The sequence below is a fragment of the Blastomonas sp. AAP25 genome (genome assembly GCF_001295965.1).
Taxonomy (GTDB): domain Bacteria; phylum Pseudomonadota; class Alphaproteobacteria; order Sphingomonadales; family Sphingomonadaceae; genus Blastomonas; species Blastomonas fulva.
In genome coordinates this window covers 12890-37210 of record NZ_LJHP01000022.1, presented here as the reverse complement: position 1 = coordinate 37210, position 24321 = coordinate 12890, and the positions used below count along the sequence as shown (strand labels likewise).

Below are 24321 nucleotides of genomic sequence, written 5' to 3'. Positions count from 1 at the left end.
CTTTCGACCTTTCGGCATATTTCACCTTCAACCAGGACGGCCCGTCAGCCATTCCCCCTGATGAAAGCCTGCAACTCTTCCGCCGGGATGAGGGTACGGCCGCCAACGCGGACCACGCGCAAACGGCCGGCGGCGATGTGCGCATAGATGGTGGTGCGGCCCAGGCTGGATGCGGCGCAGGCTTCGCGAATGCTGTAGGCAAGCTTTTGCGGTTGGTTCGTCATTGATCGTCCTCATTCCAAAAAGGTTGAGGATGATCTGACGCTAGTCGGTCGAGCGATAAAGCCGATAGGGGGTGCACGAAACCTCCTGAGGTTTCCGCATATCGAGGCAATTCACCGCTCTTGGCGCAGTTTCTTCAGCGCAGCGGCGCGGCGCGCCAGAGCGTTGTCCAAATCGATCCTCTCGGCCTCCGCCTCTTCGACCTTCCGGATAGCTCGCTTCATTGTCGATTCGCTCCTTTTCAGATTTTTGGAAGCCTCCTCACGGGCGATCCCGATCTTCCCGTAAAACTCCAATTTGCTCGAATACTCGGCAACCCGCTTCAATTCTCGCTGCGTCGGAACCTTGGATTTCGTGGAAGGACGGCCGCCTTTATCTGGAGGGGCATCAGGATGGTCGACGACAACCAGCCTGAACCGGGACTGGGCTGCCGAACCTGCAAGCAGCCGGAGAAGCTCGAGCGCAACCTCCCGGTCAGCAATGCCTTGGTGCATCTTGATGTAGGCCGCTAGCGACCTGAGCGAACCCTTTCTCAAGTCATGGGCTACATACATGGGGCGGACAGGTAGCGGCACTCGAGGGAGTGTCTCATCGATCCGCCGAAAGCGCTTCTCGCCTATCCCCGGCACGATGACCGGTCGCACCGGCTTACCTTTCTTGGGCATCCGCCTTGCCACCTCCGAAACCCTTGGAAGTGGAGAGCATAACCCAAGTCCGAACAATATCGAACATCAATAGCCCTTGTCGCCAATCCATTTGCTGGGTAGCTGAAAGGCATGTTTGAAAACGCGTTCAACAATATCGATCGGGCCATGCGTAACGACGAGGGCTTGGCGTCCGAGCTCGACTATGCCGAACAGACCAGCTGGCTTTTATTCTTGAAGTATCTCGATGATTTCGAGGCGGAGATGGAGGATGAGGCAGAGCTTGAGGGTCGCGAATACCAGCCTATTCTCGATCCCCAGTACCGCTGGGATGTCTGGGCCGCGCCCAAGAAAGACACCGGCGAGATCGATCACCAGGTCGCCATGACCGGGCAGGACCTGGTTGATTTCGTCAACGGCGAACTGTTCCCCTACCTCAAGGGCTTCCACGCGGCGGCGCATGATGCCGACACCATCGAATACAAGATCGGCGAAATCTTCACCGAGATCATCAACCGCTTCCGCTCCGGCTATTCCCTGCGCGAGGTGATCGACATCGTCGACACGCTCGATTTCGGCAGCAGCAAGGCCAAGCACGAGCTGTCCGACCTCTACGAGACCCGCATCAAGCGCATGGGCAATGCCGGGCGCAATGGCGGCGAATATTACACCCCACGCCCGCTCATCCGCGCCATGATCAAGGTGGTCGACCCCAAGATCGGCGAGACCATCTATGACGGCGCGGCGGGCTCGGCCGGGTTCCTGTGCGAAGCGTTCGACTACCTGCGCCGGCCGGACCTGTCCGCTGCCGAGTGGGACATTCTCCAGCGCAAGACATTCTACGGGCAGGAGAAAAAGTCGCTCGCCTATGTGCTGGGCGTCATGAACATGATCCTGCACGGGATCGAGGCGCCGCAGATCCGCCACACCAATACGCTCACCGAGAACGTGATGGATATCCAGCAGGCCGACCGTCACGATATCGTGCTGGCCAATCCGCCCTTTGGCGGGGGTGAGCGCAAGGAAGTGCAGCAGAACTTCCCGATCAAATCGGGGGAGACCGCCTACCTCTTCCTGCAGCACTTCATCCGCAAGCTGAAGGCGGGTGGGCGCGGGGCGGTGGTGATCAAGAACACCTTCCTCAGCAACACCGACAACGCTAGCGTCGAACTGCGCAAGGAACTGCTGACCAGCTGCAACCTGCACACCGTGCTCGATTGCCCCGGCGGCACGTTCCAGGGCGCAGGTGTGAAGACGGTGGTGCTGTTTTTCGAGAAGGGCGCGCCCACCCGGCAGGTCTGGTATTACCAGCTCGATCCGGGCCGCTCGCTCGGCAAGACCAATCCGCTGAACGATGCTGACTTGGCCGAGTTTGTCGCGTTCCAGCCGGACAAGGCGGACAGCGCCAAGAGCTGGACGGTGAGTGTGGGCGAGCTCGACAAGGGGACGTGGGATCTCTCAGTCCGCAACCCTTCCGCACCCGAGGAAGCACCGCTTCGCGCGCCCGAGCAGATCATCGCCGATATGCTGGCGCGCGACGAGGAGACCCGGAAGATCCTCGAAGAAATTCGGGGGATGCTGTGAGCGATTGGCCGTGTGTCGGCATCGCTGATCTTGAGGAAAGAGGCATCCTCCAGCTTGGTCGTGGCAAGGTCATTTCGAAGAAGGATCTGGCTGCTGCGCTGGGCAATTATCCGGTCTATTCATCAGCGAAGGAGAATGACGGCAAGTTCGGCGAATATGGGCATTTCATGTTCGACGAAGAGCTGATCACATGGTCTGTCGACGGTGGTGGCAGCCTCTTCCATCGCCCGAAGCACCGCTTCTCGATCACTAATGTTGGCGGCTTTGTCCGGATATTGGACAAGCAGGCTGTCGAATGCCGATACCTTTATTTCGTTCTCTCTTGGCTCCATAGCCAAGTCCGTTTCGATTGGGTGCGGAAAGCACATCCGTCGGTAATCAGGAAAGTTTACACATCGTTTCCGCTCCCCCCGCTGGAGGAACAGAAGCGGATTGTTGCGGTGCTGGATCAGGCCCTCGCCGCCCTCGATCGCGCAAGCACCCTCGCCGAAGCCAATTTGACGGATGCGGGAGAGTTGTTCGAGGCTGCGAAGCGTCGTTTCTCATCCTTGGGGGCTGATCAAGCAACCCCAGTCAGCCTTGGGGAGGTGGTCTCTATAACGGCAAAGCTGGTCGACCCTAAGCTTCCTGCCTATCTCGACCTGCCCCACATTGGTGCCGGCAATATGGTCACCGGGACAGATGATCTTGTTGAGATTCAGACCGCAAGAGAGGAAGGTCTTAAATCGGGCAAATTCCCATTTGCGGCTGGCGTGGTTCTCTACAGCAAGATCCGACCGTACCTGCGGAAGGTAGCGCGCCCCGACTTCGATGGCTTGTGCAGTGCGGACGTATATCCCTTGACCCCGTCCAAGCACATCGATCGAGACTATCTTTTCCATCTACTGCTCAGCGAGGATTTCACAGTTTACGCGATTGCGGGGTCGGCACGGGCGGGAATGCCGAAAGTGAACCAAGACCACCTGTTCGCCTACACGTTCGATCTTCCGCCAGTTGAGGCGCAGCGTGTGATTGCACGCAATATTGACGAGGCGTTGGTTTCACGGAAACAGCTTGAAAATCTCGTGGAAGGCAAAAAGGTTCAACTGGCGAACCTTCGGCAATCCCTCCTCCAAAAGGCCTTCGCCGGGGAGCTGACCTGATCCGATGCAGGAAACCGAATCCGATACCCGCGCCAATCGCATCGATCCCGTTCTCCGCGCGGCCGGTTGGGGTGCGGTCGAGGGTGCGCATATCCGGCGCGAGGCAATCTGCCCCGGCCGGATCATGCCCGGCGGCCAGCGCGGAGCACCGCTCTCGGCCGATTACGTCTTCGAATACCGCGGCCACAAGCTCGCCACGATGGAGGCCAAGCGCCACGGCAAGGGCGCGGGCGCAGGCGTCGGTCAGGCGAAGGATTACTCGACCCGGCTGAAAGCCCGCTTCGCCTACGCCTCTGATGGTGCCGAGTGGTATGAGGTCGACATGCACACGGGCAAGGAGGGGGCCATTGCCCCGCCTTTCCCGACGCCCGACGAGCTGTGGCAGCGCTGCTTCCCCCCTGAAACTAATCCTGGCGTCAACGCCTGGCGCGAACGCTTTGGCGCCATCCCCTTCGAGACCGGCGGCGGCAAGTGGCAGCCGCGCTATTACCAGCATAACGCCATCACTGCCGTGCTCGAGGCGATTGCCAAGGATCAGCAGCGTATCCTGCTGACGCTCGCCACGGGCACCGGCAAGACCTCAATCGCGTTCCAGATTGCGTGGAAGCTGTTCCAGTCGCGCTGGAACCTCACCCGCGAGCCGACCCGCCGCCCGCGCATCCTGTTCCTCGCCGATCGCAACATCCTTGCCGATCAGGCCTACAATGCCTTCAGCGCTTTCCCGCCCGCTGCCTTGTGCCGCATCAGCCCGGAGGAAATCCGCAAGCAGGGCAAGGTGCCCACCAATGCGAGCGTGTTCTTCACGATCTTCCAGACCTTCATGACCGGCGAGGACGAGTTCCGGTTCGAAGGCTATGAACCGGACTTCTTCGACTTCATCGTGATCGATGAATGCCACCGCGGCGGTGCGAAGGACGAAAGCACGTGGCGCGGGATCCTCGAATACTTCAAGCCCGCCGTGCAGCTGGGCCTGACCGCCACGCCCAAGCGGGACGTGAACGCCGATACCTACCGCTATTTCGGCGACCCGGTTTACACCTATGCCCTGAAGGAGGGGATCGGCGACGGCTTCCTCACCCCGTTCAAGGTGCGCCAGATGGCGAGCACGATGGACACCTACACCTTCAGCGATGAGGACGAGGTGGTGAGCGGGGAGATCGACCCTGACAAGGAATACACCGAGGCCGATTTCAACACGAAGCTGGTGATCGACGAGCGCGAGATGAGCCGCGTCCATGAGTTCATGGACCAGATCGACCAGCGCCAGAAGACGCTGGTGTTCTGCGCGACGCAGGACCATGCCGCCCGGGTGCGCAACTTCATCAACCAGGTGAAGACCAACCCCGACCCGCATTACTGCGAGCGCGTGACAGCGGACGACGGCAAGCTGGGTGAGCAGCACCTGCGGGAGTTCCAGGACAACGAGAAGACGTTGCCGACCATCCTCACAACCTCCCAGAAGCTCTCAACCGGGGTGGACGCGCGCAACGTCCGCAACATCGTGCTGCTGCGGCCGGTAAAGTCGATGATCGAGTTCAAGCAGATCATCGGCCGCGGAACGCGGACGTTCGACGGGAAGGACTTTTTCACGATCTACGACTTCGTGAAAGCCTATGAGCATTTCAAGGACCCCGCCTGGGATGGCGAGCCGGAGGAGCCGGTAGCAGGGCCGGGCGGCCCCAGACCACCTGGGCCCGGCGGTGGGGATGAAGGGGACGACGATGATACAGTCATTGACCCCCCGCCCCCGGTTCAACGCGTGGTCGTGAAACTGGCCGACGGCAAGGAGCGGAAGATCCAGTACGTCGCCGAAACCACCTACTGGTTCAACGGGCGTCAGATCACCGCCAACGAGTTCATGGAGCAGTTGTTCGGTGACCTTGGCACGATGGTCGTCGATGCCGATGAGCTGCGCGCCATCTGGATCGATCCCGACCGCCGCACAGCATTCATCCAGCGGCTTGAGGAGATGGGCTACGACCGCGACCGCATGGACGACATGCGCCGCCTGATCGCTTCACCCAAGAGCGATATCTTCGACGTGCTCGCCTATGTCCGCTTTACCCTCGCGCCCCTTTCGCGTTCCGAACGGGTTGAGGCGGCAAAGGCCAAGGGTCTGACAGGCTACGAGGATGAGATGCGGGAGTTCCTGAGCTACATCCTGCAGGCTTACGAACTCCAGGGCATCCAGGAACTTGCCCCCCACCGGATCAGTGATTTCTTGCAGATCCGCTATGGTGGCACCAACGATGCCAAGCGGGTTTTGGGTTCCATCCCCCAGATCCGGGGAGCCTTTATCGATATCCAGAAGCACCTGTTTTCGTAATGACGTGAGGGTTCAACACGCCTCGGGCAACTGGCTCACGTTTCAACCCTCGTTGAACCCGGCAACTGCGCGATCCAACCTTGCAACCTGCCTTGGAAAAGGCGCGATGAACGCCTTTGCCAGTTCCTGGTAGTACCAGATGCTACCGTCTTTGCCGCCGGTGAACCTGTCCCAGATAACCTCTCCAATCTCCGCGCGGTCCGCCGCTATTGCCTCAGCATTATGGGTTTTGTCCGCCAGCGAAACGAGAAGTGAATCCCGGTCCTTATGAGCAAGGCTGGCAAGGTATTGCTCTTTCCGGGTTCTCCAGGCTGGCTTGGGAATGATGACAGCATCGGTGCAGTCCATGACGATCCCGGCAACCCGGTTGCCGAACCTCAACCGGATGTCTTCCAACCTCTCCAACCCACCCTGATCTTCAACGGCGTCGTGTAGCAGCGCCGCTATAGCCTGATCCTCATCGGCCCCAAACTCGAGCGCGATTGATGCTACCCCCAGCAGGTGGGAGACATAGGGGATATTGCTCCCTTTCCGAACCTGGTTGCGGTGTGCTTCGCTGGCATAGGCCAAGGCGGTATCAAACCTCGCAGTCATCATAGTCGTCGCCTTCCTTCCCCGGCAGGGAATTGCATTTGGGCGGACACCGCCGCATGTCCCAACCTTCCAAACAGTTCACGTCAACGAAGTAGGAAAGCAAGGGGGGAGCTCGCTAGTCGGATGGCGGTACCTTCTCCGATCGCGAACGGGAATGAACCAAGAATATTCAACCTGCTTCGGATGCATGCAATGCAGCCCGTTGCCTAAATGAACGACCAGCCCTAACGTCCTTCATGGATTTGAGGATGAGTAATGATTGATCTTATTCACAAGATTGCCGGTCGGCTCGAGAGTGGTTCCTACATTAATGAGGCGGCTATCCGCATTGGGATTATCGAGCCAGTCTTGGCAAAACTTGGTTGGGATACGACCGATCCGTCTACCGTCTTACCAGAGTTTAGTTCGCATGGTCGGCGCGTTGACTATGCCCTGTGCGCCTACCCTGCTCGCCCTAGCGTCTTCATTGAGGCAAAAGCAATCGGGAAAGTCGAGGCAGCCGACCGACAGCTTTTTGAGTATGCCTTCCATGAAGGAGTGCCGTTTGCAGTTCTCACCGATGGACGGACCTGGAGCTTCTATCTTCCATCTGCACAGGGAAGCTATGAAGACCGGCGGCTCTACAAACTGGACTTGTTGGAAAGGTCGCCGGACGAATGCGAACGCATACTCAAACGCTATCTTTCATATGAGCGACAGCGCAGCGGTGCAGCCCAATCAGATGCGCAACAGGACTATGCCAGCCGGGCAAATGAGCGCATGGCTTCAGATACGTTGGCGCGCGCATGGTCTGAGATCGTGACAGAACCAGATCCGGTGCTAATCGAGTTGCTCGTCGAAAGGACTGAGGCTCTGTGCGGTATTCGACCGCCTCTTGAGGCTGCCGAGAACTTCATACTAATGAGACCAGCGACATTCAGCAGGCCATCCGAAAGCCAATCTCTCCCTTCAAAGCCAACGCCTCAGCAGGACGTTGCCGTTCCACCCTCACGGCCGTCGCAAGAACCACCGCGAACTAGGGGTGAGGCGTCCCGAAAGCTCGCAGCGTCCTTTCGCGGAGAGGCAATAGCGGGCCGGGATGCAACAGCGATGTTCCTTCAATTGCTGAGGCAATTAGTGAGCGCATTTCCAGACAGGATCGAGCAAATTGCCACAGCTGCAAAAGGAAGAACCCGTAACCATATCGCTCGCACAGCTGCAGACGTCTATCCTGATCGCCCTGACTTAACTCATGCAGTTGTTGAGCTAATTCCTGGTTGGTTTGTCGGCACGAATATCGCCAACCGCGAAAAGCATCGCATTGTGAAGGCTGCTTGTGAGGCTTGCGGAATTGCGTTTGGTCGAGACCTGATTTTTGATTTACCCAACATTTAGTGACTCTGGTTCAGCCCAGCTGCTTCTTTGCGAATGGGCAACACGTTGGCACCAGCCGCAGGGATCGTGGCGCAATAGTTCGCCCAATCATCCATGAGGCGCCGCCGCTTCTCGAACAGGTCTCCGCGCCGATATGCACGCTCGACCTTGTTACCGATAGTGTGGGCCAAGGCCATTTCTGCTACTTCATGGGCGTAAGCGGTGCATTCTGCGGACCAGTCGCGAAAGCCTGAACGGAAGCCGTGCACTGTGACGTCAACATTCATCCGGCGAAGCAGCATAGACATTGCCATTCCCGACATCCTCCCGCCATTGGTTGCCGGGAATAGCCAGTCCTTTCGCAGTATCCGGGTCGACAGCAAAATCTCCACTGCACGTGGAGACAAGGGGACACGGTGTTCCCTGCCCGCCTTCATCCGGTTGGCCGGGATGGTCCAGATTGCCTTCTCTATATCAACCTCATCCCAATGGGCACCTATCACCTCTCCGGTCCGGGCTGCAGTCAGGATGGTAAATTCAAGAGCCAATGCCGCAACCGCCTCCCGATCGTGTAACGCTCCGACAAACGCAGGGATTGCTTCATAAGGCATGGCCTTGTGGTGGCCGCGCGTCAGCCGAGAGCGAGCAGGTAGAATTTGCGCTATGTGACCTCGCCAGCGGGCCGGGTTTTCACCTTCCCGGTATCCGCGCGCTTTTGCGGCATCGAGGATAGTTTCCACCCGACCGCGTATACGACTAGCCGTCTCTGCCTTGACTTTCCAGATTGGCTCAAGGATTTTCAGGACGTGGGCAGTCCCGACTTCTCCAACGGGGAGTTCACCTACAACGGGATAAACATAGGTGGCCAATGTGTTCCTCCATTGTTGCCGATGCTTGTCGTTGCGCCAGCTGCCCTCGTTCGTGCTTATATAGGCCTCAGCCACGGCCTTGAACGTGATCCCGGCGATACTCTCTGCCTGAGCCGTAGCCAGGGCCGTGGCGGCCTCTTTCTGGCGCTCTTTTAGAGGATCAATTCCTGCCTTAACCTTGAGACGCAGTGCATCTCGAGCGTCGCGAGCTTCTGCAAGGGAGATGCCATCCGTCCCTGCAGCACCCAAGCCAATGTCCCTAGACTTGCCATTCAGCATGAAGCGATAGACCCATGACCGAGCTCCGCTTTCCTTCACCAGCAAATGAAGCCCTCCCCCATCAGCATGGCGACCGGGCTTCGCGTTCTTTACCGCCAGTGCAGTGAGCGCATTGTTCAATTTCTTTGGCATGCCGGCTCCCATCCAGGGAATCGAACCGACCGGACGAATGCATCGCTTAATTGCCGGCCAGCCGTTCCCATAATAGCTCCATCAAAACAGTTTGGTTTTATGGGAACATAATCGGACTGATCCGGACAGCCGTCAAGCCAGAACGCTTATTATGCCCGGATATTAGAGACTTTATTGGACTGCCTTGAACGCCTTCAGATACCAGTTTGGCGGACTCCGTCTCCGCCAATCACTAGTTCCTCAGCGCCCCTTCAGGCCCCCTAAGTCATTGCAAATAGGACAAATCTTCCCGTCGTTTGATCGTGACGGTTCCTTGCAATTCGCCCAGTTTCGCGCTATGGTGTGGGTAATAATGTGGGTAATTAAGTCTTGAAGCGCTTGAGCGCGCTGGCGATTCGGAACGCCTCAAAGCCTGGTCGTTATGGTGACGGCGATGGCCTTTTCCTCGTTGTGGGAAAGACAGGATCAAAAAGCTGGATCGTGCGCGTTCAAAAGGCGGGTCGGCGGCGTGACATCGGCGTAGGTAGCGCCAGCAAGGTCCCGCTCAAGCTTGCGCGCGACCGTGCGAGCCTGATTCGCCAGCAGATCGAGCTTGGCTTGGATCCCATCGCTGAACGCCGCAAGCAGACCGGGGTCCCAACATTTCAGGAAGCCGCGATTCAGGTTCATGCAGAGCACAAAAAGGGGTGGAAAAACGGCAAGCATCAAGCGCAATGGCTTTCAACACTCGAGACGTATGCCTTTCCCCATTTCGGCGATATGCTCGTTTCCCAGGTCGAGGCGCACGCGGTCCGCGATGCGCTCGAGGAAATCTGGCTCGCAAAGCCCGAAACGGCCCGCAGATTACGTCAACGCATTAACACCGTAGTAGATTGGGCGGTCGCGAAGGGCTATCGCCCGATTGGCTTAGCACTGCCAGTGATCGACAAGGCGCTTCCCAAACAACGGGGTCGCGTGAAACACCACGCCGCCTTGCCATACAAGGAGCTGCCAGCCCTCATGCGTAAGCTTATGGATAGTGGCAGCACAGGGAAGGTAGCGCTTCGTGCGCTAGTCCTGACCGCATGTCGCTCTGGGGAAATCCGAGGAGCGCGCTGGAACGAGGTCGATCTCAAGTTGAGGACATGGACGATTCCAGCTGAGCGAATGAAAGCCGGGCGCGAGCACGTTGTGCCCCTCTCATCCGCTGCTGTTGCGACGTTCGAAGAGATGCTGCCCTACCGCCGAGATGCTCAAGCGCTCATTTTTCCTGGGCAAATCCGTAGCAAACCACTTAGCGATATGACGCTCACTAAGGTTCTGCGGAGTTGTGGCCGCAGCGAAACCGTTCACGGCTTGAGATCCACATTCCGGGACTGGGTCGCTGAAAAGACCGTGTTTCCTAGCGAGCTCGCCGAGGTGGCGCTTGCACATGTGAACTCGGACAAAACCGAGGCCGCCTATCTTCGCTCCGATCGCCGAGAACAGCGGCGCGAGCTTATGGAAGAATGGGCAACCTTTGTCGTGGATTAACGACTACACCGAACAAACTACTCATTTGATGATTAATTACAATACACCCAACTGATCTTGATAATTGCATGTAATTACCGGTGTATCGAATGGTTTTTATTTCAGAACGTATTGACAAACCAATAGTCATTGAGGGTATTATCCCCGTCGAGCCGGCCCGATTTGCGAATCTGCGTCGATATCGATGGAGAATATATGAGTTTGCCAGAATTGATGACGGTGCAGGATTTCCTGCAGAATTTCAGCATGGGGAAGACCACTTTCTATCGCGAGGTTGAAGCCGGCCGGCTTCGCATCACCAAGATCGGACGGTCTACCCGAATAGCCCGCGCGGATGCCGACGCTTGGCTTGTTGAGATTGCCAGTCGCAGCGAAAACGCTCGTGGCCGGGGTCCGGGGAATAGCCATGGAGCGAGCTAGCGGCCTGCAATCCTCAACTGCGTCCAAGACCGCAATTTTCCTGGGCTTGGATCCGGGGCTTAGCTTCACCGGTTTTGCGGTTGCGCTCGTCGACATCATGAGCGCAAAAATTCTATCGGTGATCGAAGTGGGCGTGATCGCAACAGAGCGGCAAAAGTTGAAGCAGGTTCGTCTGACAAGTGACGGCTATGACCGAGCAAGGGTTCACGTTAGCGGCATCCGCCGCGTCATCCAAACACATGACGTTAGGTTTGTCGCGATGGAGATGGCGGCTGCGACCCGGCACATCAAACCGACGTTCAGTTTTGGAGTAATGACGGGCATTGCCGCCTCTCTGGAGCCTCCTCTCATCCAAGTGCTGCCTGGAGAAGTCAAAGCGGTCGCGGGCGTTAGACAAGCAACAAAGCGTGATATAATTGCTTGGGCACTCGAAGAGAGCCGCCAGGGTTCAGCCGATTGGCCGACGTCAAGCCGCACAAACAAACTTGGACTATCGTGGCGTGGGAGAAATGTCGCAAAGGTAGCAGAACACCCTGCAGATGCGTTGGCTGCGATCAAGGCGGCGCTGACAACGGATCAATTTCGGTTGGCGGCCAACTTGTTCGACTAATGAAGGACGGCAGACGACCCGATTCTGTTGAAAAACTCGCCCTTGCAATGGCGCTAGAGTATTGATTCTATGTCTTCGCGAGCAAGCGGAGGCGGCCGATGATGGGCGAACGGACGGTGGCGCAAGATGCGCTATTTTACAGCTTCAACCTGGAGCGGCATGTTCCGTAGGATCATTTGCTGCGCTCGATTGATAGGTTCGTTGACCTGTCGGGCATTCGCAAACATCTGCGGCCTTTCTACAGCTCGACCGGACGACCCTCGGTTGATCCCGAGCTGATGATCCGGATGCTGATCATCGGTTATTGCATGGGTATGCTACCGCATTTCCAAACCGCGCCGTCATGGCGAGATATCTCGCCGACATCGCCTGGGAAACCGAGGTATGGGTTGCCGATGCGCCGACCCATCTGATCCACTTCAACGGCGTCAGGTTCCTTGGGCCATATGATCCCGAGCTGCTGCTGCTGAGTATCAGACGCGACGGGCGCTTAGGGGAAGGCTGTGGCAGAGTTGCGCACGCGACGAGCCAATCATATCGATGACCCACGGAATGTGGCGCTCTTGCACACGCATCCGTGCTGCAATTAGCGCATTGAAAATCGCATCGCCTAGGTCATCCCGCCCAAGTTCTGCCAAGACACGATCATGTGCGAATATGTCTGTCGTGGTCGCAGCCTGAACAGAAGGAAACCGATCCTGACAGATCGAAAGTCCCTTCTTTTCGTCAATGATTGGCGTGCTTCCGTGAGCCACGGCCCAAGCGATTGTTGCGGCTTCGCCGTCATCGAGCGTGGCAGAACCACTGCCGCAAACCATCGCAAGAAAATTGCCTTCGCATTCGGCGCACAATGATGCGATCTCAACGCGCCCTGACGCTACGAGTGCAGCAACAACATCCGCGTCAGTTCGGCCTTTTGCCCGCCCAGCCTCCAATTCTCTCGAAACAATATCGAGCATTACGACTGGATTGGGGATAGCATCAAGAATGCGAACGCAACTGCCGGTCGCGTTCAGATTTATCGCGACACTAGCGTCCAGCACGAGCGGATTCGACGCATCAAGCAAGCAATTTGGGAGCCCCATCGGCCTCGCTCCCTTCATCGCCCAGGCCATCAAGCATTGCGCGCAATTCCAAGCGATCTAGCCGCAGCAACCGCGCTAGCTGCCCTTCACTAAGCAGGCCCCGCCGCCAGACTTCGTCCGCCATCATGCTCATGCGAAGTGAGATCGGGCGATCCGCGTCATCCTTGTGGTCGTCTTTTGGTAGTTCACCGAGAACCTGAATCACTTGCCCGTTCGTGATTCCACCATTTTCAACGAACCAATCCCAACTGTCCCGCTTGATTAGGCCAAGCTCTTCAAGCCGCCGGACCAACGCCTCCCGCGACACGCCGAAATAGCTCGCGAGCACGATGATATGACGACGACTCAGCGATGACGCACCCGCCGTCACATCCTGAAATTTCTGCTTAACAGCGCGAGCAGGCATCAAGAAGGCTCTGCCAAACGCATTAGCGTATCGCTCTTCTCGCGCGGTTTCAGAGGTTGCATCATCCAGCACATCGGCTGACTTCCTAGTGGACATGAAATGCCCCGTTTCATGTCCAGCCGTGTTTGCGCGACGATCCCGTGGATGATTTGCATTCAACAGAATGCACGGGCCGACCGCATCATCGAAGGCGAACAGACCCGAGATGTTGGTTGGTAGGCGACGCACATAGACGCGCGCGCCGAGCTGCAATTCCAACAAGCTGACAATGTCATTGATCGGGTTGAGGCCAAGGCCGAGCCATTGGCGCAGGTCTAGTGCATCTTGCTCCGCTTGAAGTTTGACGTTGCCTGGAAGGATGGGAGTCTCTGGCGGATAGACGACAGAACGCGAGATGCCGAGCAGTTGCTCTAGTTCAACTTCCGCTCGCACCAAATCGTTGAGCAAAGAAACAGCGTGCTCTATGGTTGCATCCTCGGATTCCGATACCTTCCGAAACTGCGGGAGAAGATTGATTTGAATAGGTGCTTGACGGAGTAATTCGTTGATCGTCGTGCGATATATGCCCGTCAAATTCTGGAGTTCGTCAAGGCGCACGCGGCGCTGACCTTTCTCGATCGCTACAAGCGTCGTGCGCGCCATGCCAGCTTCGCTTGCGGCGACAGCTTGCGTCATTTTTCTGTCTTCACGCGCCAGACGTAGCCGCTCGCCAAGATCATCGGGCGGGAAGGAGTCTAGGATCGTGCTCATGACACGTTGACCGTCCACTGACGAATGAACGAGTCAGGCCCAAGCGACTCTACAAAGGCCTGCCATTCGTCGCGATGACGAAGAAGGAGGGAGGTTAGTTTCATTTCTGCATCTTCATTCGTGAGGTTCATGGCTTTTGCGATCTCAGCCGCATTGCGCCTGATCGTTGATTCGAAGCGTGGGGAGTCCGCTAAGCCAGCAAGGTGGTCCAAGTGCATGGTGCCTGCGATGGCATACTCCCGCAAAGCTGGAGTGATTTTCGAAAAGCCTTCTGCCGCGCCGTCCTCGAAATTTGAGGCACTGAGGTTTTCCCACACGTACTGATCACTTGGCTCCGTCAGACCGGCAGCATGAACACTGAGGCGACGTAGCATGCAGGCGGCACAGATGCCGCACTGCCGCCTATGTCCATCGACCGGCACGTGCCGATTTTGCTGCCAGCACGAAATCGTCTCTTGCCATTCACCGCCCACGGAGGTTTCCGTCACGAATTCCTTGAGCGTTTCCCCTTTGGTGAACCACAGTCGGGGAAACGTATATGAGACGTTGTGATTGAGAAGGGCGGCGAAAAGCTTCTCCATCCGCTCCGTGAAGCGCGGATGGTTTCGATAGTCAGGATAGGCCTGAACTACAGGAACCAACGGAGGCCCCAAGGCTCCTTGCCCGCTTTCTGGAATGATGATCGTCTTTACATCAGCAACATACGCCGCGATCCCCGCGATCATCGAAAATTTGAAACCTCGCGAACGGTTGCTGCTTTCCGCAAACCTGCGCTCACTCGATTTCACCTTATAAGGAATATTCGTGAAGGGTTGGGCACGCCCATCCATCATTGGCTGATCATGTCGCTTGCTACCCAGGCGGACACGGATCAGGGCGGAGTTCAGTCTTTGAGCAGACAAAGCAGCCACTGCGCGCGAGTCCATTCCATCGCTGAATGGCACGATGGCATGAGCCCCGCTCGGCAACGACAAGCTAGGTTGCGTGCGCGATATCTCTTCCTTCTTGCGGGCGACGAACATCACGTTCCACTTATCGCCGGTAAGGAAGCTAAGAGCCGCAAGAAGAGCAGCCTTTACCGATTGTGACTCCCAAAGCTCCTTGTCGTGAACTGGAATCTCAAGGTGGATATCTCGGCTCCAGCCAATGACCGGCCGTCTTTGGAGCCGGTCACAGAACTCAACGGCAGCAGCGACAACAAGCATGTCAAACACGACCGGTTTCCACTCTGCAAAGCAGTAAGAAAGCAGTCGGTTTTCATCGAACTGGATTTGTTCGCCGATCACGCAATGAATGCGACCGCCCGAGCGCTTGCGCTTCTCTGAGACGACTACGTTAAGCCTTGGCAGCTCCTTGGTAGGGGTCTTCGCCATCAGAAGCCCACCCCGTCTTCAATTCCGGTGTGCCGCGTGGGTGCACGAATGACCATTGCCCGTCCACCTTCAATGATCCGGTTCACTAGAGAGTCCATCGAACGACCGTCTTGAACGCTCCACACCCTAGCCTGAAAATGGGAAGCCCGTTTTGCGCCTGTTTCACGCTGATAGTGTTCGGCCATCCCACGCCCATGTCGATCAAAAATCTCGTTTGCGGTTTCGTTGCACGCAGCTGCGAGGGCGGCTTCGCCGCTTACGCCGGAGTTCACGGCGTCGATTGCACAATCGAGTAGCAGGTTGCCCACTGACGATCCGCTGGTTTGCATCCGGAGGTTTTCAATTTCATCGCTTGACGGTCCAAACAGCGATCCTTGGTCCGAGCTGCACAGAATGTCACGCAAGCCAGCCATGAGTGAGTCAGAGACTTCACGCTTAAATTCTCCCAGAATTGCTGAATCCCTTCGCTCGCACAGATCGTCGGTCGAGAACGAGCCGTTATCCAAGCATTCTGCCAATTTTTTCCAGCGCCTACCCATTGGTAAGCTGCGATGAGGTCCGTCGCTCATGAAAGTCTCCGATTAGACTAATCTGCCAGCGAGTCCCTTAAATGTCAAGATTAACAAAAAGGTGTCTGACAATGTCAGATTTAAGGATGCGTTTTGCAGCACGTCGCGAGGACGGAACGTGGCCAAGCTCTCTCGACCCACACCCGGTCGTTCAGTTCAGCCACAGTGGACGTCTGCTTCTGACAGAAGCTGCCGATGGGATGTCCCCCAGCGGCCAGTCAGCTTTGCGCCTTCATTTAGGAAACTCGGCTTGAGCGAGTTCAGCTATCACCGAAGACCAGATAATTCAGCATATGCCCTAAGAATTCGTCGCCATATTAAAACCTTCGTCATCGAACACCTCAAGCTGGTCTGGCCTTGGCAGTGTTAAGTATCCGGACAGGCGCGAGAGCAGATAAGCCACCGCGACTACCATTTCGGAGGCGTGATAGGGCTTTGGCATCGAGCCGATAGCTACGGTCTTGGCCGAGCGGGCTCGGCTGGCCCGTCCGCTGATCAATAGCACCGGTATCCCCATCGCTTTCAGACGCTCCGAAAGCTCGATTCCATCGTCGCCGCCGGTAAGCCCGATATTGACCAAAGCCAGATTGGGCCTTTCCGCCTCGGCGACCCGCAGCGCTTCATCCTGCCGATCAGTCAGATCAAGAATTTTGTATCCCGCGTCCTGGAGTTCGTTCTGGAGAACAAGCGCCACCATGGCTTCGTCTTCAACAATCATCAGTGTGCCGAGCGATTTCCTGTTTTGCGGCATTATCATGCTCGTTCCGTTGTTCGTTGGTAACTTGGCCGGTCAGCGGCTCACGGGAGTGAAAGCCAAGGACCGGCGGGCAGTGAGGACAAGATCGAAAGTTAATCGGAGAATTCCAGACTGCTCGATTGAACATCTTACGGGCCGGAGCGTGCAAGGTTGCTCAGTGGAACATTGATGGCGCCAGCCCCGACCCGCTTAGGATTCAAGGCTGGTTCGTTGTGAATAGTCTCAATACGTCGGCCAGCTTCGGTCCTATCTATCCATTCCGGTTCACGGGGCGACCTATATTTTGTCTTTGGAATACTAACACCGATGACGCACCGAGCCCTTAGGTTCCAGATCCAAGGGGATGCTCCCACGCAATGACGTCTCATGGCGGTCCTAAAAGGCGCACTGACGCGCAACCATTCCGAAGACCGCCCGCCGCCTCCCAAAAAAATCGTGCTGGACGCTATTGCGGACCTGTGGTGAGCAATGCTCATGTCAGCCCCGCCCCCGACGAAAGTGACGCCAGCGATTGAGCCTGCCAGGCTCAACGCCAAGGAGCTCGAAATCCTGCGGTTGCTGGCAGAAGGGCATACCGTGAAATCAATCGCGACGGGACTCAACCGCTCGGAAGCCTCGATCAACGAACGCCTGCGCGAGGCGCGGCGCAAGACCGGGGTGGGCAGCAGTCGCGAATTGGCCCGCCTGCTCGACGCCCAGAAAATCTGGGACAGAAAAATCGATCTGTCATCACATTCACACTCGACCGATAGCCCGGACAGGCCGCCGCACAGGCACGGCCCATGGTCGAAAGGAAAGATGATGATGCTGATTGCCCTACCGCTCGTAGCCGCCGGGCTGTTGATGACCTCGCTTGGCCTGCTCGAAGATGTCGGGGTACCGGATTCCGAGGCGGTGATGCCCGCGGGAGCCTCGCCCTTGATTGGCGCCTGGTCGCTCGATGTGGCACAAATCCCCGCTGCAGAACGCCCACGTGCAGTGACCATCGCCTTCCGTGAGGCGGCGGAGGGGAATTGGAACACACGGGTGGACATCGTCGCGCCGGATGGTTCGCGGATGACAGCCGAATCCACCGCCCGTCTCGACGGCCTGGCCGTTCCCGTGACCGGGAATATGGGTTTCATCGACAGCATATCGCTGCGCCAACCAGAGCCGACCACACTGGTGATGACGCTCGCAAAGGACGGTAAGCGGGTGTCGACACGTGTCTACACCTCGGCGAAGGACGGGCGGACTATGACCGAAACGATCGTCTGGGCCGCCGAAGGGACGCCCGACATTGTAAGGACGACGTTCAACCGCACTAGCTAAAACGCAGAATGCCCGGATCCAGCGGAAGGGCGTTCTCATGTCCTGCCGTTCCGGCCCGTGCGAGCCGCGAGCTCTACCGCTCAATTAGTGAAGCGATTGAGCGACGAATTCCCCGCTGCAAGGTTTGGACGCCGATCGACACGCTGGATTTCTGTTCTAGGAAAGATCTGACATTCGATATGTAGCCCCGGGAGCACATGAAAGCCCCAGTTTGAACTGTTCGGGGCAACCGGCGGCAGCCGACCCGATTTAGTCATTCCCGACCATCAATTGCGACGTCTGCTTCCGCCGAATGCTGCCATACGGCTGTCGGGGTCGCGCATTGGTGCCGCTCATGGCCGGAGGTGGATAGGTAGGCGAATGGCGGCTTTCCTAACTTCGTTGCGAGCCTCATTGGCTGGCTTGCCCCCTTGCGATCTGCCACCTCTCGCCATGCAGCTCATGCCCGGCAAAGCCGCCGTATGGCCGTGAGGTCTGCCAGGGTAAGCGTGCGATAGCTCAGGCGCACAATGCCGGCAGCCTCCCACTCATTCAGCACCCGATTGACGGTTTGCCGCGATGCACCGAGCATATGAGCGGCCTCCTCCTGCGAGAAACGTAGCACTGGCGCATCGCCCGCCTTGCCGCCTGCATCGATCATTTGCACGATGATCCGCGCGAGGCGCTCAGGCAAAGGCAGCAGCACGGTGTCGTCCATCCGGCTCAGCACCGCCTTGTAACGCTGGCCCATCATGGCGAGGAACTGCCGTAGATAATCGGAGCGGTCGTCGATCAAGGCGTGCAGGGTGGCAGCGGGGACCATAAGCACGGTGCTGTCAACGGCGGCCACCGCATCATTGCCGCGCGGCTCGCAGGTGAACAGTGATGCCTCGCCGAACCAGTGCCCCGGCGTCACCAGACCCAGCACCGCTTCACGGCCGACAGGGCTGGTGACACTCAGGCGAATGATTCCGCGCTCGACGCAGAACAGCGCATCGGGCGGCGAGCCGCGGCCGTAAAGCGCTTCGCCTCGCGCTAGCACGCGCTGCCGCGCATGGCGGCGCAGTAGGGCATCGAGCTCCTCATCCAGTTTTCCCGGTTCGGCCAAGCACACCCTCCGCGCCGCCAGATCGTTGAAGCAACGGCCATGTGATTACAACAAGCGGCGCACACGGCAAGAGCGCGACCCACTCACCCCGCTAGTGCAGCTTTCAGACTGTCCCGCCGCGCCTTGAACATCGGAATGTCGTCGTAGGGGATGTCGGGATTGGTGCCGTTCCCCAGATGATCGAGACGGCTTCTTACGATCGGCAGCTGTTCCGGGCTGGGGTAGATGTAGAACCGGTCTTCCTCGATCGCCTTGAAAGTGATCGCAGCCACCTCTTCGGGCGTCAGCGTGCCGTTGGCAAGATCCTTGGCGGAGATCGCCTGCGTGGCCAGCTGCGAGCGGGTCGGCCCGCTGTCATTGACCAGATCAGCGGGGCGGTTGCGGTGGCACTGGCTGATATTCGTGGACACATAAAACGGGCACAGCACCGCCGCCCGCACCTGCGGCCCGACCAGATCGAGATCGTGGTAGAGACATTCGGACAAAGCCAGCACCGCGTGCTTGGAAACGCTGTAGATGCCCATTCCCGGCGCGGTCACCAGACCCGCCATGGATGCGGTGTTCACGATGCAGCCTTCATAGCCCGGATCTGCAGCGGCTGCCGCGAGCATGCGCGGGGTAAAGCTGCGCACCCCGTTGGCGACGCCATCGACATTCACGCCGAACAGCCACTTCCAGTCCTTTTCGGTGCTTTCCCAGATCGGCCCGCCCGATGCGACACCGGCATTGTTGAACAGCAATTTGGCCGGCCCGAAATGCTGTTCGGTCGCGACCGCCAGTGCCTCGACCGAAGCGGCACTGGTCACATCGGTCAACACGCCGATCGCCTCGGCGCCGCCTGCACGCAGGTCAGCAACGGCCTGCTCCATCGCTCCAGCCTCGACATCGGCGATCACCAACTTCATGCCGCGCCGCGCGGCCTCCTCGGCAATCGCCCTGCCAAGACCCGAAGCCCCGCCAGTGACCACGGCCACACCGCCCTTCAAGTTCTTCATCCTGCACTCCTTGCTTTTTTACTGATGGATGATGCGGGCGCGAGGTGCGCCGGTTTCATCAATGACTGTAGGCGAAAACCGGATCGGTGAGATCGATCGCAGGGATCGCCTCGCTTTCGTAGAAATAGTCCTGACTGTGCTGCCACTCAGGCGTGTCCCCGCGCCGGGGCAGCCGGTCGAGGCTGCGCAGCAGATAGCCGGGGTTCAGGTAATCGGTATCGACCCACGGCTTCAGTTCCATGCCCTGATCTTCGGGCCTGAGCACCGGCATCACGCTGCGCGCGCCGCTTTTGTGCATGTGATCGAGCAGCCGGCAGACGAAGCCCGCGACAAGATCAGCGCGCAAGGTCCAGCTGTAATGGCCATAGCCATAGACCCAAGCCATGTTGGGTATGCCGGTGAACATGATTCCGCGATAGGTTATGGTCTGCGCAAAGTTGACCGGCGCGCCGTCGATGCTGAACGGGATGTCGCCCATCACTGCCATATCGAACCCGGTGGCGGTGATCACCACGTCGGCATCGATCCGCTCGCCCGAATCAAGCACGATCCCGGTATCGTCGAAGGTGCTTATCGTATCTGTCACGACCGACGCCTTGCCCGCCGAAATGGCCTTGAACAGGTCACCGTCCGGCACAAACGCCACGCGCTGCTGCAAAGGGCGATAAGGCGGCGTGAAATGCCGTTCGACATCGAACCCTTGCGGAAGCAGCGCCTGAACACCGCCAATCAGCATCGCCTTCAGCTTGTCAGGCGATGAATGCGCGCGGTCGAGCAGATCGGCCCGGTCGCGCACCACCTTGCGCCGCATGATCTCGTGAACCCAGGTAGGGTCCACATCCAGCCTGCGCAATTCCTCGGCCAGCGCGTCAGCATTGCGGCCAGCGGCAAAATAGGTCGGCGTGCGTTGCAGCATGGTCACGTGCGCGCAGCGGTCGGCCAGCGCCGGGATCAGGGTTGCCGCGGTCGCACCCGAACCAATCACAGTTACGTTCTTACCCGCCAAATCGAGACCCTCTGGCCAGTGCTGGGGGTGGATGATCTGGCCCTTGAACCTGTCCATGCCCGGCCATTGGGGCGTGTAGCCTTTCTCATGCCGGTAGTAGCCCTGACACATCCACAAAAAGCTCGCCTCCATCTGCACGACATCGTCGGCCCCTTTGCGTTCGACCGTCAGCTGCCAGCTGGCGGTTTCGTTGGACCAGTTGGCGGACGTGACGCTGTGGCCATATCGGATGAAGGGACCAAGGCCCGCATCGGCAATCGCATCACCCAGATAGTCGAGGATCTGATCGCGCGAGGCGATCGGCTGCCCGGTCCACGGCTTGAAGCCGTAGCCCAAGGTGAACAGGTCGCTATCTGACCGGGTGCCGGGATATTTGTGGATCAGCCAGGTGCCGCCATGGCCCTCAAGCGCTTCGAGAATGGCAAAGCTCAGATCCGGGCAATGCTTGCGCAGGAGGGTCGCGCTGCCGATCCCGGAAATGCCCGCGCCGACGATGATCACATCGAACTTTTCGGGTTGCTGCGTGCCTGCTGCGATATTCTGCCGATCCGACACCATCTGCCTCTCCACTCCTTTGGGGCGCGGCCTGTCCCCAGCCTGGCGGCGTGCTAGACCGAGCTAGCAGGCAAGACTGTCGCCTTTGGGCATTCTATCGGATTGCGAGCTATCCTCCCCTCTAGGTGGGCAAATCAGAAGAGGATGTTGTTGCCGCTTTGGGGGGCGCTTGCTGAATGGCGGCAAGCGGCAAGCGCTCTCGCATTAGCCGCCATTTGCGCTCTGATCATCGCAGTGTCGGCTTCTGGTAAAGCCGGTCATCTGCAAAGCGGTTTAGGAAGGGCAGAAATGTCCCAAAATGCCGTAAGGACAGCTCCCCGCCAGCGACGAGGAGCTGATCATTCAAATTTCTGTGTTTTCGGCAAGGGCTAGTGCGTCTTCCACGTCGATCCCGAGATAGCGTACTGTGTTCTCGATCTTGCTGTGACCGAGAAGGATCTGGACAGCGCGCAGATTACCGGTCGCCCTGTAGATTATCGACGCCTTCGTTCGCCGAAGTGAATGGGTGCCATACTCGCTTCGCATCAGGCCGACCGCCGTAACCCAATCATCCACGAGTCGCGCAGACTGGCGCGTGCTGAGATGCCCAGCACGATCAACGCGGCTTGGAAAGACATAGTCGTCTACCGTACCGCCTCGGCGTTCGAGCCATGCCAGCAAACTCGCTCGTGCGTCCGCAAGCAATTCGAACTGAACTGGGCGACTTGTTTTCTGCTGCATCACGATTGCGCGAGTCCGGATCTGTCCTCCGCTAACAATGTCTCCAATTTTCATTCTTACCAAATCGCAGCCGCGAAGCTTGCTATCGATCGCAAGGTCAAACAGTGCGCGATCTCGCAGGCGACGGTTCTGATTGAGGTAAAATCGGATTTGCCATATTTGCTTTGGCTTGAGCGCACGCTTCGCACCGACGGTTCGTCCCGCATTCCAGACCTGATGTTTGGTCGCGACGGTTTGGTGTTCAGTCATTTCCATGGTCATTCTCCTATGGCCGGATTGGCCATCTGAAGAACGGTCCATAGGTGGGAGGGTGTAGATTCAGTCGGGCTCGTACCGACCCAGACGCGGTCGTTCACGATCACCGCATTAAACGTCTGGTTCTCCCAGAGGCGGATAAAGATCAGGAAACCTGCCCGGCAGTCGAGCGAGCAGCGCCACGCGTAGCGCGCTCGACAAGCGCATGCAGCGACGGGGGCAGCGGACCTGCCAAGTCCGTCAGCGCGCGTGCATCGGCACGGGCGAGGTTGTGCTGCACAGCGCCGTTGATGCCCTCGGCCATGGCACAGTGAACCGGGACTGCGACGGCAACGACCACCGTGTCATGATCTTCAGAGTGCGCCAAAGTCCGATGACCGTCTTCGACGGCATCGCTGCCAATATGTTTACTCAGGCTGACACGCGTGGCTCGAATCTCCGCGGTCGGCTCCGCGATGCCGGTGATGGCAGCGACACTGCATCAAATAATGGCCCGTTCGTCGCCTAAGCGGCAACAACTTCCTGCGCGACTTAGCAGCAATGACCCTCGCTAAATGCAGCTCTGCACTCGCCCAAGTGTCGTGAATGCTCGCCTGGTAGACAAAGGAGCGGGACATAAATGGCAGCGACAATCACATTCTGACAGGCTATCTTTCCGGAATGACTTATTTCCCGTTTTTCACGCGCACGCAGAAGCCCGATCTGGCTATCGATCTGGGGACTGCCAACATGCGCATGGTTATCCAAGGCATTGGCTGCGTATTCGACGAGCCTTCGCTTTGCTGTTTTGAGGATATCGGCGGGCGTCCCCGATTCATTGCAGCAGGTACCGCCGTCCAGGCGATGGTGGACCGAGCACCCAAAAATCTGCGCGTGCGTCGTCCACTCGCAAGAGGTGTTCTGCAAGACATAGAAGCGACGAGCGAGTTACTGAAACACGGTCTTACCTCGATATCAGGGAGAGTTAGACGGTATGGTTCTCGTGTCTTGATCGGTCTACCTGCCGACGCCACGAAGGCGGAGGCAAATGCACTACTAGCCGCTGCAGATGATGCCGGGATCGCTCAGGTCGAACTTGTCCGGGAACCTTTTGCAGCTGCAATAGGGGCTGGATTACCGGTGGGTGAAGCTCGCGCATCGATGATCGTCGAATGCGGTGCCGGCACAACAGAAATCGCGGTATTTTCTATAGATGGCCAATGCAAGACACGTTCGGTTCGCATAGGCGGCCAGAATCTCGACGAGGCAATTGCGGAATACCTGCAGACGAAACATCATTTCCTGATTGGTCGACAGACAGCGGAAACCCTGAAAAAGGAACTCTCAGACCGCACCAGCAAATCATCACCGGCCGAAAATGTCGTTCAGGCGAAAGGGCGCGACCTGCGGACCGCGCTGCCTGGCACGCTTAGCCTGCCATGTTCGGCCTTCGATCCTGTGTTCGAGAAGCATTTTTCCAGATTTGCCGAAGCCACTCGGACGGTGCTTGGTGAGCTGTCGCCAGACCTGGCTGCGGATTTGCTCGATGGCCAGATCATAGCCACTGGTGGCGGTATCTCTGAGCGCTTCCTGGCAAAAGCGATCGAGCGAGAGTGCGGCGTTTCTGTAGTTTTGGCCAGAGATGCATCTGGCTGCGTCGCCAAGGGCCTCCAGTATCTACTCGAAAACTGAGGCTGGCCATAATGCCATGTTTGGCAGATAATCTATGTGGGCGCGCTCAATCTCTGTGCCATTTGGTATGTATCCATCCGGCGTGGGCCGCCTT

At 58.0% G+C, this 24321-nt stretch carries 23 protein-coding genes and 1 pseudogene; 11 read left to right on the top strand and 13 right to left on the bottom strand.

The window, feature by feature from the left end:
* Positions 1–44: 44 nt before the first annotated feature.
* Positions 45–224 carry a helix-turn-helix domain-containing protein gene (locus tag IP68_RS15235; protein WP_054135867.1) on the bottom strand — a complete coding sequence of 60 codons (180 nt, stop codon included), beginning with the start codon at positions 222–224 and terminating at the stop codon, positions 45–47.
* 111 nt (positions 225–335) lie between these two features.
* Complete coding sequence (locus IP68_RS15230) at positions 336–887, bottom strand: hypothetical protein (protein WP_054135866.1); 552 nt, start codon at positions 885–887, stop codon at positions 336–338.
* Positions 888–998: 111 nt separating this feature from the next.
* Between IP68_RS15230 and IP68_RS15225 the strand changes: the two genes are divergently transcribed.
* The 3 genes from IP68_RS15225 to hsdR are packed head-to-tail and all read left to right on the top strand — an operon-like array spanning position 999 to position 5918.
* Entirely contained in the window at positions 999–2450 is a 1452-nt protein-coding gene (locus tag IP68_RS15225; protein WP_054135865.1) for a type I restriction-modification system subunit M, read from the top strand.
* Complete coding sequence (locus IP68_RS15220; RefSeq protein WP_054135864.1) at positions 2447–3592, top strand: restriction endonuclease subunit S; 1146 nt, start codon at positions 2447–2449, stop codon at positions 3590–3592. The genes IP68_RS15225 and IP68_RS15220 overlap by 4 nt, the downstream gene beginning before the upstream one ends.
* Before the next feature lie 4 nt (positions 3593–3596).
* On the top strand, positions 3597–5918 hold the full coding sequence (gene hsdR, locus IP68_RS15215; RefSeq protein ID WP_054135863.1) for an EcoAI/FtnUII family type I restriction enzme subunit R: 2322 nt from the start codon (positions 3597–3599) through the stop codon (positions 5916–5918).
* 42 nt (positions 5919–5960) lie between these two features.
* Here hsdR and IP68_RS15210 read toward each other — a convergent pair whose 3' ends face one another.
* Positions 5961–6515, bottom strand: a complete 555-nt coding sequence (locus IP68_RS15210) for an HD domain-containing protein (RefSeq protein ID WP_054135862.1) — start codon at positions 6513–6515, stop codon at positions 5961–5963.
* Positions 6516–6767: 252 nt separating this feature from the next.
* Here IP68_RS15210 and IP68_RS20315 point away from each other — a divergent pair, with 252 nt between their 5' ends.
* Entirely contained in the window at positions 6768–7886 is a 1119-nt protein-coding gene (locus IP68_RS20315) for a hypothetical protein (RefSeq protein ID WP_156318186.1), read from the top strand.
* On the opposite strand, the gene IP68_RS15205 is transcribed toward IP68_RS20315, so the two are convergent.
* Positions 7883–9145 (bottom strand): site-specific integrase, encoded by a 1263-nt coding sequence (locus tag IP68_RS15205; protein WP_054135861.1) that lies wholly within the window; start codon positions 9143–9145, stop codon positions 7883–7885. The genes IP68_RS20315 and IP68_RS15205 overlap by 4 nt on opposite strands.
* A gap of 369 nt (positions 9146–9514) precedes the next feature.
* Here IP68_RS15205 and IP68_RS15200 point away from each other — a divergent pair, with 369 nt between their 5' ends.
* From IP68_RS15200 to IP68_RS20850, 5 genes and pseudogenes are all read left to right on the top strand, one after another.
* Positions 9515–10657: a site-specific integrase gene (locus IP68_RS15200; RefSeq protein WP_054135860.1), complete on the top strand. Its 1143-nt coding sequence runs from the start codon at positions 9515–9517 to the stop codon at positions 10655–10657.
* A 195-nt stretch (positions 10658–10852) separates the two neighbouring features.
* Positions 10853–11077, top strand: a complete 225-nt coding sequence (locus IP68_RS20310) for an excisionase family DNA-binding protein (protein WP_150126279.1) — start codon at positions 10853–10855, stop codon at positions 11075–11077.
* Positions 11064–11687 (top strand): crossover junction endodeoxyribonuclease RuvC, encoded by a 624-nt coding sequence (locus IP68_RS15195; protein ID WP_171900229.1) that lies wholly within the window; start codon positions 11064–11066, stop codon positions 11685–11687. The genes IP68_RS20310 and IP68_RS15195 overlap by 14 nt, the downstream gene beginning before the upstream one ends.
* 98 nt (positions 11688–11785) lie before the next feature.
* Positions 11786–12004 (top strand): annotated as a pseudogene (locus IP68_RS19840) (transposase); the annotation flags it as partial.
* Between the two features lie 26 nt (positions 12005–12030).
* Positions 12031–12231, top strand: a complete 201-nt coding sequence (locus IP68_RS20850) for a BsuBI/PstI family type II restriction endonuclease (protein WP_054135858.1) — start codon at positions 12031–12033, stop codon at positions 12229–12231.
* On the opposite strand, the gene IP68_RS20305 is transcribed toward IP68_RS20850, so the two are convergent.
* From IP68_RS20305 to IP68_RS15175, 5 genes are all read right to left on the bottom strand, one after another.
* Positions 12161–12772 (bottom strand): hypothetical protein, encoded by a 612-nt coding sequence (locus IP68_RS20305; RefSeq protein ID WP_171900152.1) that lies wholly within the window; start codon positions 12770–12772, stop codon positions 12161–12163. The two genes, IP68_RS20850 and IP68_RS20305, sit on opposite strands and share 71 nt — an antisense overlap.
* On the bottom strand, positions 12747–13928 hold the full coding sequence (locus IP68_RS15185; RefSeq protein WP_054135857.1) for an ImmA/IrrE family metallo-endopeptidase: 1182 nt from the start codon (positions 13926–13928) through the stop codon (positions 12747–12749). The genes IP68_RS20305 and IP68_RS15185 overlap by 26 nt, the downstream gene beginning before the upstream one ends.
* A complete protein-coding gene (locus IP68_RS15180; protein WP_054135856.1) occupies positions 13925–15301 on the bottom strand; it encodes a 7-cyano-7-deazaguanine synthase in 1377 nt (458 codons plus the stop codon). Before IP68_RS15180 ends, IP68_RS15185 begins: the two co-directional genes overlap by 4 nt.
* Positions 15301–15870 carry a hypothetical protein gene (locus tag IP68_RS20300; RefSeq protein ID WP_150126281.1) on the bottom strand — a complete coding sequence of 190 codons (570 nt, stop codon included), beginning with the start codon at positions 15868–15870 and terminating at the stop codon, positions 15301–15303. The genes IP68_RS15180 and IP68_RS20300 overlap by 1 nt, the downstream gene beginning before the upstream one ends.
* A 298-nt stretch (positions 15871–16168) precedes the next feature.
* Positions 16169–16627, bottom strand: coding sequence for a response regulator (locus IP68_RS15175; RefSeq protein ID WP_054135855.1), 459 nt, complete (start codon positions 16625–16627; stop codon positions 16169–16171).
* A gap of 474 nt (positions 16628–17101) precedes the next feature.
* On the opposite strand from IP68_RS15175, the gene IP68_RS15170 reads away from it, so the two are divergent.
* Positions 17102–17938 carry a helix-turn-helix transcriptional regulator gene (locus tag IP68_RS15170; protein WP_082382410.1) on the top strand — a complete coding sequence of 279 codons (837 nt, stop codon included), beginning with the start codon at positions 17102–17104 and terminating at the stop codon, positions 17936–17938.
* Positions 17939–18377: 439 nt separating this feature from the next.
* Here IP68_RS15170 and IP68_RS15165 read toward each other — a convergent pair whose 3' ends face one another.
* The 4 genes from IP68_RS15165 to IP68_RS15150 all read right to left on the bottom strand — a co-directional run bounded on the left by IP68_RS15165 (position 18378) and on the right by IP68_RS15150 (position 22556).
* Positions 18378–19031 carry a Crp/Fnr family transcriptional regulator gene (locus tag IP68_RS15165; protein ID WP_054135854.1) on the bottom strand — a complete coding sequence of 218 codons (654 nt, stop codon included), beginning with the start codon at positions 19029–19031 and terminating at the stop codon, positions 18378–18380.
* Positions 19032–19108: 77 nt separating this feature from the next.
* A complete protein-coding gene (locus tag IP68_RS15160) occupies positions 19109–20020 on the bottom strand; it encodes an SDR family oxidoreductase (protein ID WP_054135853.1) in 912 nt (303 codons plus the stop codon).
* 58 nt (positions 20021–20078) lie between these two features.
* Positions 20079–21584: an NAD(P)/FAD-dependent oxidoreductase gene (locus IP68_RS15155; protein ID WP_054135852.1), complete on the bottom strand. Its 1506-nt coding sequence runs from the start codon at positions 21582–21584 to the stop codon at positions 20079–20081.
* 339 nt (positions 21585–21923) lie between these two features.
* The gene (locus tag IP68_RS15150) at positions 21924–22556 is read right to left on the bottom strand and encodes a tyrosine-type recombinase/integrase (protein ID WP_054135884.1); all 633 of its coding nucleotides are present in this window, start codon (positions 22554–22556) and stop codon (positions 21924–21926) included.
* Positions 22557–23216: 660 nt separating this feature from the next.
* Here IP68_RS15150 and IP68_RS15145 point away from each other — a divergent pair.
* Entirely contained in the window at positions 23217–24227 is a 1011-nt protein-coding gene (locus IP68_RS15145; protein WP_054135851.1) for a rod shape-determining protein, read from the top strand.
* Positions 24228–24321: the final 94 nt, after the last annotated feature.